Below are 14,630 nucleotides of genomic sequence, written 5' to 3'. Positions count from 1 at the left end.
GAATTATTAGATATTCAAACTTCGTGAAGAAAGCTGAACACTATACAAAGTCACTTTGCATTACTAATACTTACGATGTATGGCATTTGATCTGAATGCGGTGGATTTGAGAACGTAGTGTTTACACGAAGAGGTGTTTAGTAATGAGTGACAAAGTAAGATCAGAAGATCTACAAAGTTCCCTATCAAAGCTAAATGATACGTCATCAGTAACTTGGCGGGTACAGCAAGACAAGCTACACACAGAGTTAGTGTTTCCTGATTTCATAAGTGCTTTTGGTTTTATGACTCAGGTGGCGATCATCGCTGAGAAAATGAACCACCACCCAGAATGGTCGAATGTTTATAAAAAAGTAGAGATCGATTTGGTCACTCATGAAGCGGGTGGCATTACAGAAAAAGACGTCAGCCTCGCTAAAAAAATCTCGGCCTTAATCTAGGGAGCTTAACAGGGCCCTTTCGTGAGCAATCAATAGAGGAAAAAACTCGCCCTGATATGTTAGAGCGAGCGATTTATAGAGGACAGTCCAACCAATTTGAAAGGACAGACCCGACATGCGTTTAGTAAGTGTGACATATTTTGATGGGACTGTCCTTTGGAGGGGCGGTCGTTTTTCTAGTGCAAATCAAATGTCGACTCAGTATGAGGTTTATTGGAACATGCGGGGTTACACACAAAATTTGATTCATATTATTCGCTGATTATTGCAGTTTGTTGGGTGACAATCTTTTAGAAGGTAACACCATGACTACGGCACGAAAGCAATTGATCGATCTGAAATCCACCCCTTACTATCATTGTGTTTCTCGATGCGTGAGACGCTCTTTTCTCTGTGGAGAGGATGCCTTGACTGGTAAAAACTATGAGCACCGCAGAGGTTGGGTTGAAGATCGAGTTAAGCAACTCACAACGATTTATTGCATCGGGATTTGTGCTTATGCAGTGATGAGTAATCATTATCACTTAGTGGTGTATGTTGATCACAAATCAGCAGTGACGTTATCTGATCATGAAGTCGTAGAACGTTGGGGAAAACTCCATGCAATCCCTGCTCTTGTGACGCGTTGGTTGCGCGATGAGCTAACAAAAAAGTCTGAGCTGCATGCATGTTATTCAATCATTGAGCAGTGGCGAAAGCGGCTTTCAAGTCTTAGTTGGTTTATGAAAGAGCTTAACTATTTTATAGCTCGAAAAGCAAATCAAGAAGATGATTGCAAAGGTCATTTTTGGGAAAGCCGTTTTAAAAGTCAGGCCTTATTAGATGATGCTGCACTCGTTGCTGCAATGGCTTATGTAGACTTGAATCCAGTTCGCTCAGGAGAAGCAATGACACCAGAATCATCACCGTTCACGTCAATTCGCTGTCGACTTATGGCTCTTAAACAAAAGAGAAGAACTGCGGCCGGGTTAATGGGGTTTCAAGGGGCTGAAAAGCAACATCGGACTATTCCTTACCGTTTTTCAGACTATCTAGCTTTGTTAGACTGGACTGGTCGACAGTTTCGTGAAGGTAAGGGTTCAATACCGGGCTCTTTGCCAGCGATATTAGAAAGATTAACGACGAGCCAGCATCAATGGTTGCATGCATTAGAGCACCTGTCACAACCAAGAGCCACAAAAGTGGGGCTAGTCGAGACTGTGAATAATGCAAAAGCAGCTCGAAAGTGTGGACGAGTTTATGCGCTCTGTTTGTGACTTTAGGCAGCTTAACCTCAAGACTATTCTACACATCATAACTTCAGTAAACCGTGACGGTTCGTAGTCAAAGCAATGAGTGCAAGACGTAGGTTAATCATAAACAGTTTTTAAATGTCTTCAAATGGTTTGGTTGGACTGTCCTCTATCGTAAATCAGTCTGTGTCTGTTAGCCCTATGGAGAAAAACCGCGTAAACAAAGTTGTGATGACTGAAATAGACTGGACTGTCCCTTCAAATTCTGTTGTACAATTAAGTTGGACTGTCCTTTGTGTTTAAAAACAACAAAAGGATCTGAGAGTATCAGATCCTTTTTTAATTTCGCCTATGTAACGCAGCACTACTTCACTACGGTTTCTTGAGCTGAACTACCGTCAACCTCAGTCAGCATACCTTTTAGCAAGCTGAAACAGCCGACAACCAAGATGATAGTGAAAGGCAGGGCAGCGATAATCGTCACAGATTGCAGCGCTTGAATGGAGTCGGTACCACCAACCCACAGCATTACCATGGCGATAGTTGCCGAGATAACCGCCCAGACCACTTTCTGTTTGATAGGTAACTCTATCTTACCGCCTGCTGTCATGCTATCAACCACGATAGAGCCTGAATCTAATGTCGTGACAAAGAACACGACAATGAGCGCTACAGCAATAACAGAGAGTATATTGCCAATCGAGTATGCATCTAGCATGTAGAACAAGCTCAGTGAAACGTCGCTAATGCCTTGTTCAGCACCAAGCAGGCCGACATTGTTCATAATCTGGTCGATAGCGATACCACCAAAGAAACACATCCATAGTGTCGTAACTACGGTTGGGATAACTAATACACAGGTTAGGAATTCGCGAATCGTTCTACCTTTTGAAATACGCGCAACGAAGATGCCGAAGAATGGCGCGTAAGCGACCCACCATGCCCAGTAGAACACAGTCCAACCGTGTAACCACGTTGAATCTTCACGGCCTGAACTTAGGCTGAGAGGAATAATGTTCTTTACGTAGCCAGTGATACCTGTAAACAGAGAATCTAGTACTGTTGTGAAGTTAAGCACAGCAAGGAAGCCTAGGAACAGGAATGCGATGATCATGTTGAGGTTACTTAGGACTTTAACACCAGAGTCCATGCCACGAACAACAGAAACGATCGCTAAACCCATAATGGTTAGGATGATCAGTATCTGCAGGAATAGGGTGTTGTCTAGGCCAAATACGTGGCTGATACCACTCGCGGCTTGCGAGCCGCCTAAACCAAGAGACGTTGCTAGACCAAACAGGATGACTAGAACAGCCATGACGTCGATTACGTCACCGATACGTCCCCAAACGCGATCACCGAGCAGTGGATAAAACACTGAGCGCATAGAAAGCGGCAAGCCTTTGTTGTAAACAAAGTAGGCTAGGCAGAGTGCAGTCATGCCGTAGATTGCCCAAGCGTGGAAGCCCCAGTGGAAAACAGCAGAACCTAGTGCAAGTTCGCGCCCTTCAGCGGTAAAAGGTTCAACGTTGAGAGGCGTTCCGAACCAGTTGGTGAAAAAAGCGGTCGGTTCAGCAACACCCCAGAAAATGAGTCCGATACCCATGCCCGCAGCAAATAGCATTGAGAGCCAGGACAGAGTTGAAAATTCGGTTTTTGCATCGTCGCCGCCTAAGCGAATCTTACCTAGTGGTGAGAAAGCGATACCAAGTGCAAAGATGAGTAGTATGTTGGCACCCCACATGAACACGAAGTCAAATTTGGAGAGTGCTGCGCCTTTTACGGCGTCGATGGCTGCTTTAGCGTCTGCAGGCGAAAGCAAAAGGAGTGTAACGATGAAAAGGATCGATAAGCCCGCAGAAGCGGTAAAAACGGTGTTATGGACGTCCATTCCCCATTTGGTAACGTTGTCCTGACCTACTTGATAATCTGTTGAATCTATACTGTATTTTGTTGATTTATAACCCATAATTTAGAGGCATATACATTCATAAAAGGAGTGAATGCAACGACCGGCTCCATGTCGATTAAAAGACTGACTAGCATGCGGTTTTTATTCAAATAGTGGGCCTTCTCCTTAACCCTAATTTTAATCTATTTGAAGTGCCGACATCTAGTCACGAGGTGCGCAATATAACACAAAATGAGTAGTTTTTGTGGAGGAATAGGTTTTCTGCAGGTGAAGTAAGGTCAAGTGTATGGATTGTTTATTGATTTAAACTATTGATTAGTTGTGGTTTTCTACTGCTGCCGGCACGAACTAAATTAATGTGCAATTCGTTTGAATGTTCTACCAAACATCGCTGAAATTGAGGCGGAATTTGTCTGACAATGACAGTATAAAAAGAGAATACTAGCGGCCAAATATTTACAGAGAAGAGGAGACAATATAGATACAATAATTGAACTCAATATTTGTCGTTTAGACAGCTTCCTGATAACGACTGGCATTTCACACTTTGTAGGTTTGAAATTAAGAACAATTATGAATCGCGACTTGTGTCGCTTGATGGGAGGTGTGAATTTTCGACTGGTTGCCTTGCAGCATATGGTAGCCGACAAGAAACACTAAAATGCCACCGGCTAATCGTAAGGCTGGCAAGGTGATGCCAAATAAACTGAATATTCCCTTACCCAAAAGGCCAGAAAAGCATGGTCTGGCCTAACTGGCGAGCGGATCAGTAACCGTGGCTATAGAAAAAACTATGGAACACACCCCCAAAGATAGCACCGAGGATTGTGAAGATGATGCTTAAGATGATCATCGCGGGTATCGCCGCAATCGCTAGTTTAACTAGAAAGACCACCATAGACAGAAATGGCATTTTAATGTCGACGACGGTTACTTCTTGATTGATTTTTTTCTCTTCCATTGTTTGATATTCCCTGTGTTACTCATTGATAAATTATTGAATTAAATCATTAGCATATTAACGTTCAATGATGATAGAGACAAAAAGGCCGCCAACTCAGGCGGCTTGATAAGTGGAGCGAGACTTAGTTTTCGACTTCCGTCTCACTTAAGATCTCTATCGGCGCTTCAAGGGTTTTGGTTTCACCTGCCCAGTCACGCAGTGATTTCCAATGTGTTCCTAGCGTTTCGTGCCAGTAGCGCTCGGTTTGCTCTAGGTATTTGGCCTTCGGCATATATTTGTCCCAAGGCTGATTGATATTGTCGTGGGCAAGATAGTTGGTGGGTGCTGGCATCGGAGACAAACCAGCGGTATCAAACTCTTGCATCGCTCGCTTCATATGGCTTGCCGATGTCACGACCACAAGGTTTTTCTGACCCACATAAGCGGCCGCTTGATGCGCCTCTTCCCATGTGTCTTTCGCAGTCTCTAATAAAACGATATCCGATTTTGATACCCCAAGGGCTAGCGCCACTTTGGCCATCATGCGTGCGTTACTTGTATCAGTGCCGCCAGCATAGCCAGAAAGAATCAGCTTTGCGCCAGGGTACATACGCAGAATACGGATGCCTTCACTCAGTCTCATTAGGCCTGCACGGGTTAACTCTGACGTTGGTGGGATCTGATCATCAACCACATGGCCATTACCCAACACCATCACATAGTCGACGGTTTTATCAACGGGTAAAAATACAGAGTATTGACGCTCTAGTGGCATCAAAAGACGAGTGGTCACAGGTTGAAAGGCAATCAGAAAAATGCCGATAAGAGAGAATAGCACGATGAAACAGCCGGACTTACGTTTCGCTGTAAACATAATGAGCATCAGCCCGAAAAACGCCACGATGAGCATTGCTGGTAGCGGCATTAGCAGAGCAGAGACCACTTTTTTCAGTTCAAACATACAAAATAGCCCGAAAAAACATCAATTGAAGACAAATTAACACACTCCCTCTTTATTCCTTATCATCCTATGACAGAATAGCGGGTCGGAGGATTATGATAGCGCAATGAAACAAACACAAGACCGCAATTTCGATGATATTGCCCACAAATTCGCAAAAAATATTTATGGCTCAGATAAGGGAGAAATCCGTCAAGTCATTGTTTGGGAAGACTTAGAGGCATTATTAGCGAATTTTGACCAACATGAAAGCCCTTTAACTGTTCTAGATGCAGGGGGCGGACTCGCTCAAATGTCACAAAAAGTGGCCAAACTGGGTCACGAGGTCATTCTGTGTGACCTGTCTTCAGAAATGCTTAAGCTGGCTGAGAAGGACATTGACGGCAATGGTCTGAGTGAACAGTATCGCTTTGTACACAGCCCGGTGCAGGAGGTGGGTAACCATCTTGATGCCAAGGTGGATATCGCGATGTTTCATGCGGTGATGGAGTGGCTTGCAGACCCTGAAGAAGCCCTCAAATTGCTCCTCCAACAGGTTAAAGATGGCGGTATGGCGTCAATTATGTTCTACAACCACCATGGTTTAGTTTACAAGAACGTAATTTGTGGCAATATCCCGCATGTGTTAAACGGTATGCCGTTTAGAAAAAGATTTAAATTACAGCCACAGAAAGGTCTAAAGCCAGAAGAGGTGTATCAGTGGATCGAAAACGCAGGTTTTGAAATCTGCGGTAAATCGGGAATTCGTTCGTTCAGTGATTACATCGGCGATAGAGAATTTGTTGGCGATTACGAATATGAAGACGTATTGGCATTAGAAAAACAACTTTGTCGACAAGAGCCATACCTCTCATTAGGCCGCTACATCCATGTATGGGCCAAAAAGAAGCAACAGCAGGAATAATAATGAGTGAGATGACTCACAATGTAGCCGAGCAGCCAGTCGATGAGCTGGTCAGCTGGGTACAGAAGAATGAATTTTCTCTCAGCCTCCCGCCGGAACGCTTAGCATTTATGATCGCGCTCGCAGTGTTGAGCAATGAGCGATTTGATGAAGAGCTGGGGGAAGGTGAACTGCATGATGCGTTTGCGATAGTCTCAAAAATGTTTCCTGAGACGGGCGAAGCGTCTGCGTTCCGAGCGAATAACGCCATTAATGATATGGTGAAACAACGTCTGATCAGCCGATTTACGAGTGAAATTAACGATGGTGCAAGCATCTATCGTCTTTCGCCGTTAGCGATCGGCATTACCGATTACTATGTCCGTCACCGTGAGTTTTCTAAACTTCGCCTGTCTATCCAGCTGTCTATGGTGGCAGATGAGATGGCGAAGGCGCTGCAAGCGGCACAAGAGGGCGGCACCACCGCACACTGGAAGAAGAACGTTTATGGCGTTTTACGCTATTCTGTTGCGGAAATCTTCGATCAAATCGACCTCAACCAGCGTGTGATGGACGAGCAGCAGCAACAAGTGAAAACACAGATTGCTGAGCTACTGAACAAAGATTGGCGTGAAGCCATCAATAACTGTGAGCAACTGCTGTCAGAAACCTCGGAAACCCTAAAAGAGCTGCAAGACACCTTGCAAGCGGCGGGTGATGAGCTGCAAACGCAGATCATGGATATTCAAGAGCAAGTGTATGGCAATGAAGAACTCGACTTCATTGACGAAACCCTATTCAGCTTGCAGATGAAGCTGGACCGCATCACCAGCTGGGGTCAGCAAACCATCGATTTATGGATTGGCTATGACCGCCACGTCCACAAATTTATTCGTACAGCGATTGATATGGATAAGAACCGAGCGTTTAGCTCGCGTTTACGTCAATCGCTCAAAGACTATTTCGACCAACCATGGTTCCTGACTTATGCCGATGCAGAGCGCTTGAGCGATCTGCGTGATGAGGCATTAGTCCTTCGCGATGACGAAGTGACCGGCCAAGTCCCAATGGAAGTGGAATACGAAGAGTTTGAACAAGTCAATGATGAGCTAGCAGAGCGCATCGGTGACATGCTGAAGGCCCATAAAGACCAAGGCAAGCCGATTGACCTCGGTGCTGTATTGCGTGATTACCTCGCACAGCACCCACACACTCATCATTTTGATTTAGCTCGCATCGTTGTTGATCAAGCAGTACGTATGGGTTATTCAGAATCCGACTATCAAGCAATCCAGCCAGATTGGCAGGCGATCAACGACTTTGGCGCAAAGGTACAAGCAAATGTCATCGACAGATACTAACGACTACATGCCAGAGAATCTGGTAAAAGCAATTTCGAACCCTCTGTTCCCGCAGCTTGATAGCTTGCTGCGTGCAGGGCGTCATATTTCAAGTGAAGATCTTGATAACCACGCACTTCTTTCTGATTTTGAAGTAGAGCTTGGTTCGTTCTATCAGCGCTATAACACCGAGTTAGTGAAAGCGCCGGAAGGCTTCTTCTATCTTCGTCCACGCTCAACATCGCTCATCAGCCGTAGTGTGCTGTCTGAGCTTGATATGCTGGTGGGTAAGGTGCTGTGTTTCCTTTACCTTAGCCCAGAGCGTTTGGCGCATGAAGGTATCTTCACCAACCAAGAGTTGTATGAAGAGCTTCTTACGCTGACCGATGAAAACAAACTGATGAAGCTGGTGACAAACCGCGCGTCAGGCTCTGATCTCGACAAAGAGAAACTGTTTGAAAAAGTACGTACATCGCTGCGTCGTCTGCGCCGTTTAGGCATGGTGATTACCGTGGGCGAAACGGGCAAGTTCCGTATCAGTGAAGCGGTGTTCCGCTTTGGTGCTGATGTGCGTGTGGGTGACGATATCCGTGAAGCGCAGCTGCGTCTTATCCGTGATGGTGAGGCCGTGGTGCATACACCTGAACCAAGCCAAGGCAGCTTGCTTGAAGAGGCTCATAGCGATGAGTCGGATACCCCAGAACTAGAATTGAACAATGTTGACATGGATACCGTGCCAGCAGAAGGAATCGTAGAATGATTGAACGCGGTAAATATCAATCACTGACCATGGTGAACTGGAACGGCTTCTTTGCTCGCACGTTCGATATCGATGGTCTTGTTACAACACTGTCTGGCGGTAACGGTGCAGGCAAGTCCACCACGATGGCGGCTTTCATCACCAGTTTGATCCCAGACCAAAGCTTGCTGCACTTCCGTAACACCACAGAAGCAGGCTCAAGCCAATCATCTCGTGATAAAGGTCTCTACGGTAAGCTGCAAGCTGGTTCTTGTTATGCGGCATTGGATGTGATCAACTCGCGTAACCAACGCTTATTGTTCGCGGTTAAACTGCAGCAAGTAGCGGGTCGTGATAAGAAAGTAGATATCAAGCCTTTCGTGATTCAAGGTTTGCCGATGGATGTCAAACCAACGGACGTTCTGATTGAAGCGGTATCAGCTAACCAAGCGCGTGTGCGTCAAATCAACGAAGTGAAAGAGATCGTCTCGCAATATGAAGGCGTGCAGTTCAAAGCCTTTAGCTCGATTGTTGATTACCACGCGCAGATGTTTGAATTTGGTGTCATTCCAAAGAAACTTCGTAACTCAAGTGACCGCTCTAAGTTCTACCGTCTAATCGAAGCTTCGCTTTACGGTGGTATCTCAAGTGCTATCACACGCTCACTGCGTGACTACCTTCTGCCACAAAATGGCGGGGTGAAGAAAGCTTTCCAAGATATGGAATCAGCACTACGTGAAAACCGTATGACGCTGGAAGCGATTAAGGTAACGCAAGCTGACCGTGATTTGTTCAAGCATTTGATCACGGAATCGACCAACTACGTAGCGGCAGACTACATGCGCCATGCGAATGAGCGCCGTAAGAAGCTAGACCAAACCATGGCATTGCGCCAAGAGTTGTTCGGCTCGCGTCAAACCTTGATTGAGCAAAACCAACTGATGACTCAGGTTCAAGAAGAGCTTGAGCTGTTGGTGGACCAAGAAACAGCGCTTGAAGTGGATTACCGCGCGGCATCCGATCACCTTCAATTGGTGCAAAACGCACTGCGCCAGCAAGAAAAGATCATTCGTTATCAAGAAGATCTTGAAGAGCTAAGCGAGCGTCTTGAAGAGCAGATGATGGTGGTTGAAGAAGCGCAAGAGCGCGTTCTGATGGCTGAAGAGCAGGCGACCGTTTCTGAAGAAGAAGTGGACAGCTTGAAGACTCAGTTGGCGGATTACCAACAAGCGCTCGACGTTCAGCAAACCCGTGCATTGCAATATCAACAAGCTGTGCAAGCGCTTGAGAAAGCCAAGTCACTACTTGACGATGACGCCCTTACGGCAGAGTCTGCACAAGCCCTGGTAGCTGACCTGAAAAACCAAGAGACGGCCAACACCAATGAGTTGCTTTCAATTAAGCACAAGTTGGATATGTCTTCGGCAGCCGCGCAGCAGTTTGATACCGCTTATAAGTTGGTGCAAAGCATTGTCGGCGACGTTGAACGTCATCAAGCTGCAGCGCAAGCAAAAGCGATTTTCAAGCAAGCACGTGAAGCGCAGCAAGTGGTTGAGAATGAGCAGCAGTGGCGTGCCCAGCACCGTGACCTTGAGCGCAACATCAATACTCAGCGCCAAGTGAAAGAGCTGGTGGATGGCTACCAAAAACAGTTCAATGCTTCACTAGAAGATGAGCTAGCGGTTGAGCAAGAGCGTGAACGCCATGCAATGCAACTTGAGACGCTCGATGTCTCTCAAGACGAGCTACGTGAGCAACGCAGCGAACAGCGCCGCAACGAGCAAGATCTTAATGTTGAAATCCAGCGTCTTGAGTCGATTGCCCCAGCGTGGATTGCAGCTAACGAAGCACTAGAAACGCTGCGTGAGCAGAGCGATGCTGAGCTAGAAGACAGCCAAGCGGTGATGTCTCAGATGCAACAGGTTCTAGAGCAAGAGAAGAATCTCTCACTAGAAAAAGACAAGCTAGCCACTCGCCGCAATGAGCTAGAGAGTGAAATTGAACGCCTAGCGTCACCGGGTGGTTCGAACGATCCTCGCCTGAAAGGCCTTGCCGATACACTAGGCGGCGTGTTGCTGTCTGAAATCTATGACGATATCACGATTGGCGATGCCCCATACTTCAGTGCAATGTATGGCCCAGCACGTCACGCGATTGTGGTTTCTGATCTATCAGGCATCGAAGAGAAGCTAGTAGAGCTGGATGACTGTCCTGAAGACTTATACATCATTGAAGGCGACATCGATGCCTTTGATGACAGCAGCTTCAACGCAGAAGAGCTTGAGGGCGCGGTATGTGTTCGCCTAAACGAACGCCAAATGCGTTACTCTCGCTTCCCTGAAATCCCACTGTTTGGTCGTGCTGCTCGTGAGCAACGCTTAGAGCTGCTGCGCAACGAACGTGAAGAAGTGGTTGAGCATCACGCGAAAGCGGCCTTCGATGCGCAGAAGCAGCAGCGTTTGTTCCAATCATTCAACAACTTTGTCGCAAAACACATTCAAGTGGCGTTTGACGCTGACCCAGAGCAAGCGCTAGTTGTTGCTCGTGATAAGCGTAACCAAATTGTACGTGTGTTGAGCGATTTAGAAAGTAAAGAGCAGCAGCAACGCAGCCAACTGACAACCAGCAAGCAAGCGCTAGCGGCGCTTGATAAGATTGCACCGAACATGCGCCTTATCGAAGATGAGACGTTGGTAGAGCGCTTTGAAGAGCTTGAAGCCAAACTGGCACAGCTTTCTGAAGCCAAGACTTTCCTTACAGCTCACGCAAAAGCGGTGGCAGAGCTTGAAGGCATTGCAAATGCCCTTGAAGCCGACCCTGAGCAGTTCGATGCGCTACAAAGCCAATACCAACAAGCAGACCTAGCCCTACAAGGGCTAAAAGCGCAAATCTTCGCGTTGGCTGACTTGGTGGAGCGTCGTCATTACTTTAGCTATTCCGATTCAGTGGACTTGCTTAACAAGAGTAGTGAACTCAGTGAGCAGCTTAAAGCGAAACTGGTTGAAGCCGAGCGTACACGCACGCGTTCACGTGATGAGTTAAAACAGTCACAAGGCCAGATGAACCAATACAACCAAGTATTGGCGTCACTGAAGAGTTCGCATCAAGCGAAACTTGAGACGGTTCAAGAGTTCCGTCAAGAGTTGCAAGAATATGGCGTGAATGCCGATGAAGGCGCAGAAGAGCGTGCACTTCGTCGTCGTGACGAGCTACAAGAGCGTCTGCACACTTCTCGCAGTCGTAAGAGTGAATACGAGCGCACACTCACCTCAACTGAGCTTGAGATGAAGGGTCTAGCGAAACGCATGAAGAAGGTACAGAAAGAGTACATCGAACTGCGTACCTTTGTTGTGGCGGCGAAAGCAGGTTGGTGTTCTGTTCTGCGTCTTGCGCGTGAAAACGACGTTGAGCGTCGTCTGCACAAGCGTGAACTGGCGTACATGAGTGCCGATGAGCTGCGTTCAATGTCGGATAAATCGTTGGGTGCGCTGCGTCTTGCGGTTGCAGACAACGAAGACTTACGTGATGCACTGCGTTTATCGGAAGACAACGCACGCCCAGAGCGCAAGGTTCTGTTCTACATTGCCGTTTACCAACACCTTCGTGAGCGTATTCGCCAAGACATCATCCATACCGATGATCCGGTAGAAGCGATCGAAGAGATGGAAGTGGAACTGGCACGTCTAACCGAAGAGCTTACGCAGCGTGAAAACCGCCTAGCCATCAGCTCAGAGTCAGTGGCTAGCATCATCAAGAAGACGATTCAGCGCGAGCAGAACCGTATCCGTATGCTCAACCAAGGCTTATCGAACATCAACTTCGGTCAGGTGAACGGCGTTCGCCTTAACGTGAAAGTGCGTGAAAGCCATGAAGTGCTGCTTGAGAGCTTAGCGGCGCAGCAAGACGCGCATAAAGACCTGTTCGAGACTTCACGCTTTACCTTCTCAGAAGCGATGGCGAAGCTATTCCAACGCGTGAACCCACACATTGATATGGGCCAGCGCTCACCGCAAGTATTGGGTGAAGAGTTACTAGACTACCGTAACTACCTAGAGTTAAGTGTTGAAGTGAACCGTGGCTCTGATGGTTGGCTACAAGCAGAATCAGGCGCACTATCAACGGGTGAAGCGATTGGTACTGGTCAGTCAATTCTGTTGATGGTAGTTCAAAGCTGGGAAGAAGAGTCACGCCGCCTACGCAGCAAAGACATCGTCCCATGTCGCTTGTTGTTCCTCGATGAGGCCGCACGTCTGGATGCAAAATCAATCTCAACCCTGTTTGAGCTTTGTGACCGCCTAGACATGCAGCTGCTTATCGCCGCACCAGAGAACATCAGCCCAGAAAAAGGCACCACCTACAAACTGGTCCGTAAGGTCTTCAAAGATCACGAACACGTACATGTGGTTGGCCTACGTGGTTTTGGACAAACAGACAAATCAGAACCACAGCAGGAATTGCTTGAAGAAGTATAAGTCTGCGTGAGTAGAGGTTACTAATAGATAAGGGAGCTGATTTGGTCAGCTCCCTTTTTTTGTCATTAAACAAAGTATGTGCAGTTGAGCACTGCCGCCATATTGATGTTGAACTAAACCGCTTCGCGGAGTTCTGCGCTAGACTGTCTTCGATAAGCCAAACTCATGATGTATCCATTGAAAGAGGAATACATCATGACCCCTTTAAGACAGCAGTTTATTGATGAAATGACGCTTCGGCGTTTCTCTCCACGCACTCATGAATGTTACCTACGCTGGGTCACAGAGTTGTCGGAGACCTACCATAGTGCCCCGGACAAATTGAGTGATGAACAAATCCGTCAATATTTACGTTCGTTAACCCATGAAAGACACCTGTGTGGCAGTACGTGTTTGTAGGCGCTCAACGCCATTGTGTTTTTCTATCGGGCCGTTCTAAAAAGAGAGTTCAAAGAGCGACTTGTCCCTCCAATTAAACGCGACAGTAAGATACCAGAGCTGTTAAACCGCAACGAGGTGAAGGCAATTATCAGCCATTGCCGCAGCCTGAAATATCAAACGGCACTCGAGCTTTGTTATGGTTGTGGGCTACGAGTGAGTGAAGTTGTAGCGCTTCACGTTAAAGATATTGATGGTGTGGCGAAACGTCTGCATATTCATCAAGGCAAAGGTAAGAAAGATCGGTTCGTTCCACTGTGTGATAGCCAGTTAAACCACTTAAGAAATTATTGGCGTCACTACCACCCCATGATTGTCCTTTTTCCCAGTCGTGAGCCAGAGCAACATCTTGATATCAGCTCAATGCAGCGGAGTTTTAAAGCTGCAAAGCGTGCTGCGGGTGTCAAGAAGGAAGGGGGGATACACGCATTGCGGCATGCCTATGCTACTCATCAGCTTGAGTCGGGCATGCCACTGAATGTTTTACAGCGGCATCTTGGTCATTCGAGCATCCAAACCACTTTAAGGTATACACACTGGATTGGTCACTATAGCGAGGGCAACAGCAGTAACGAGTTTGATCTGATAGAGCGGTTATGGGGCGCGGAATGAACGTTTTATCTCCGTATCAAACCGTGCTTACTCAGGGACTGGATGAAATCAACAAAGCCAAGATCACGCCAAGGCAGTGGCAGGTCCTGCACCATCTTCGGGACTGTCGAACTGAAAGAATGGGCACCTATGAATGGCGGTGTGAAAAGTGTGGTCATGATGAGACTTGGTATTGCTCTTGCCGAGATCGTCACTGCCCTAATTGCCAAGAGCAGATGAGGCAGCAATGGCAGCATCGAAATGACCTTTAAAGATCATCAATCAAAGACATTGAAGCAAATGTGCTGTAGTCCGGGAGAGATGCTTAGGCGGCTGCTGCTTCATGTGCTGCCCAAAGGGTTGATGAGGATCCGTTACTACGGCTTTTTAGCCAATGCAATACGAGCCAGAGCAATAGCGGACATCAGAAAAAATCTCAGTGAGCAGCTTGATGAAGTGACAGAAGTGCATAAGGAAAAGCCTTGCTGTCCGAACTGTAAGAATCGTTCGATGGTTTTGATAGGGATAACGGTTCGACCGCGCGCCATTGCTGAAAAAGAACGACTGAGCTAGTGGGTAGTTCATAAGAGAACAAATCGCAGTTGAAGTGCGAGGGAGGGATATTGTTCGCTTCAAAAATGGTTATGCAACAAGTATAATTAATACCTTGGCGACAGAT

11 protein-coding genes and 2 pseudogenes are annotated in these 14,630 nt (G+C 46.9%); 9 read left to right on the top strand and 4 right to left on the bottom strand.

The window, feature by feature from the left end:
* Positions 1-143: 143 nt before the first annotated feature.
* Positions 144-440: a 4a-hydroxytetrahydrobiopterin dehydratase gene (locus tag QWZ05_RS04000; RefSeq protein WP_264876584.1), complete on the top strand. Its 297-nt coding sequence runs from the start codon at positions 144-146 to the stop codon at positions 438-440.
* A 305-nt stretch (positions 441-745) separates the two neighbouring features.
* Entirely contained in the window at positions 746-1,696 is a 951-nt protein-coding gene (locus tag QWZ05_RS03995; protein WP_264876583.1) for a transposase, read from the top strand.
* Between the two features lie 340 nt (positions 1,697-2,036).
* Here the strand turns inward: QWZ05_RS03995 and QWZ05_RS03990 are convergent, their stop codons facing one another.
* The 4 genes and pseudogenes from QWZ05_RS03990 to elyC all read right to left on the bottom strand — a co-directional run bounded on the left by QWZ05_RS03990 (position 2,037) and on the right by elyC (position 5,488).
* The gene (locus tag QWZ05_RS03990; RefSeq protein ID WP_290296676.1) at positions 2,037-3,641 is read right to left on the bottom strand and encodes a BCCT family transporter; all 1,605 of its coding nucleotides are present in this window, start codon (positions 3,639-3,641) and stop codon (positions 2,037-2,039) included.
* A gap of 531 nt (positions 3,642-4,172) precedes the next feature.
* Positions 4,173-4,313, bottom strand: a pseudogene (locus QWZ05_RS03985) (MarC family protein); the annotation flags it as partial.
* A gap of 37 nt (positions 4,314-4,350) precedes the next feature.
* A complete protein-coding gene (locus tag QWZ05_RS03980) occupies positions 4,351-4,545 on the bottom strand; it encodes a hypothetical protein (RefSeq protein ID WP_264876580.1) in 195 nt (64 codons plus the stop codon).
* Positions 4,546-4,669: 124 nt separating this feature from the next.
* Positions 4,670-5,488, bottom strand: coding sequence for an envelope biogenesis factor ElyC (elyC, locus tag QWZ05_RS03975; RefSeq protein ID WP_290296675.1), 819 nt, complete (start codon positions 5,486-5,488; stop codon positions 4,670-4,672).
* 106 nt (positions 5,489-5,594) lie between these two features.
* On the opposite strand from elyC, the gene cmoM reads away from it, so the two are divergent.
* The 7 genes and pseudogenes from cmoM (at position 5,595) to QWZ05_RS22360 (ending at position 14,524) form a co-directional block, all read left to right on the top strand.
* Positions 5,595-6,392 carry a tRNA uridine 5-oxyacetic acid(34) methyltransferase CmoM gene (gene cmoM / locus QWZ05_RS03970; protein WP_290296674.1) on the top strand — a complete coding sequence of 266 codons (798 nt, stop codon included), beginning with the start codon at positions 5,595-5,597 and terminating at the stop codon, positions 6,390-6,392.
* Between the two features lie 2 nt (positions 6,393-6,394).
* Positions 6,395-7,732 (top strand): chromosome partition protein MukF, encoded by a 1,338-nt coding sequence (mukF, locus tag QWZ05_RS03965; RefSeq protein WP_289963480.1) that lies wholly within the window; start codon positions 6,395-6,397, stop codon positions 7,730-7,732.
* Positions 7,713-8,471, top strand: a complete 759-nt coding sequence (gene mukE / locus QWZ05_RS03960) for a chromosome partition protein MukE (RefSeq protein WP_264876576.1) — start codon at positions 7,713-7,715, stop codon at positions 8,469-8,471. The genes mukF and mukE overlap by 20 nt, the downstream gene beginning before the upstream one ends.
* Entirely contained in the window at positions 8,468-12,922 is a 4,455-nt protein-coding gene (gene mukB / locus QWZ05_RS03955) for a chromosome partition protein MukB (protein WP_290296671.1), read from the top strand. The genes mukE and mukB overlap by 4 nt, the downstream gene beginning before the upstream one ends.
* A gap of 195 nt (positions 12,923-13,117) precedes the next feature.
* Positions 13,118-13,321, top strand: a complete 204-nt coding sequence (locus QWZ05_RS03950; RefSeq protein WP_290296669.1) for a phage integrase N-terminal SAM-like domain-containing protein — start codon at positions 13,118-13,120, stop codon at positions 13,319-13,321.
* 15 nt (positions 13,322-13,336) lie between these two features.
* Positions 13,337-13,972, top strand: coding sequence for a tyrosine-type recombinase/integrase (locus QWZ05_RS03945; RefSeq protein ID WP_290296667.1), 636 nt, complete (start codon positions 13,337-13,339; stop codon positions 13,970-13,972).
* Positions 13,969-14,524 (top strand): annotated as a pseudogene (locus QWZ05_RS22360) (transposase zinc-binding domain-containing protein). The gene QWZ05_RS03945 and the pseudogene QWZ05_RS22360 overlap by 4 nt, the downstream one beginning before the upstream one ends.
* Positions 14,525-14,630 lie beyond the last annotated feature (106 nt).

This window comes from Vibrio agarivorans (assembly GCF_030409635.1).
Taxonomy (GTDB): Bacteria; Pseudomonadota; Gammaproteobacteria; order Enterobacterales; family Vibrionaceae; genus Vibrio; species Vibrio agarivorans.
This window is presented reverse-complemented; position numbering and strand designations above follow the sequence as displayed.

Coding starts and splice junctions, on each gene's coding strand:
- QWZ05_RS04000 (WP_264876584.1), top strand. CDS start 144: ATGAGTGACAAAGTAAGATCAGAAGATCTACAAAGTTCCCTATCAAAG.
- QWZ05_RS03995 (WP_264876583.1), top strand. CDS start 746: ATGACTACGGCACGAAAGCAATTGATCGATCTGAAATCCACCCCTTAC.
- QWZ05_RS03990 (WP_290296676.1), bottom strand. CDS start 3,641: ATGGGTTATAAATCAACAAAATACAGTATAGATTCAACAGATTATCAA.
- QWZ05_RS03980 (WP_264876580.1), bottom strand. CDS start 4,545: ATGGAAGAGAAAAAAATCAATCAAGAAGTAACCGTCGTCGACATTAAA.
- elyC (WP_290296675.1), bottom strand. CDS start 5,488: ATGTTTGAACTGAAAAAAGTGGTCTCTGCTCTGCTAATGCCGCTACCA.
- cmoM (WP_290296674.1), top strand. CDS start 5,595: ATGAAACAAACACAAGACCGCAATTTCGATGATATTGCCCACAAATTC.
- mukF (WP_289963480.1), top strand. CDS start 6,395: ATGAGTGAGATGACTCACAATGTAGCCGAGCAGCCAGTCGATGAGCTG.
- mukE (WP_264876576.1), top strand. CDS start 7,713: ATGTCATCGACAGATACTAACGACTACATGCCAGAGAATCTGGTAAAA.
- mukB (WP_290296671.1), top strand. CDS start 8,468: ATGATTGAACGCGGTAAATATCAATCACTGACCATGGTGAACTGGAAC.
- QWZ05_RS03950 (WP_290296669.1), top strand. CDS start 13,118: ATGACCCCTTTAAGACAGCAGTTTATTGATGAAATGACGCTTCGGCGT.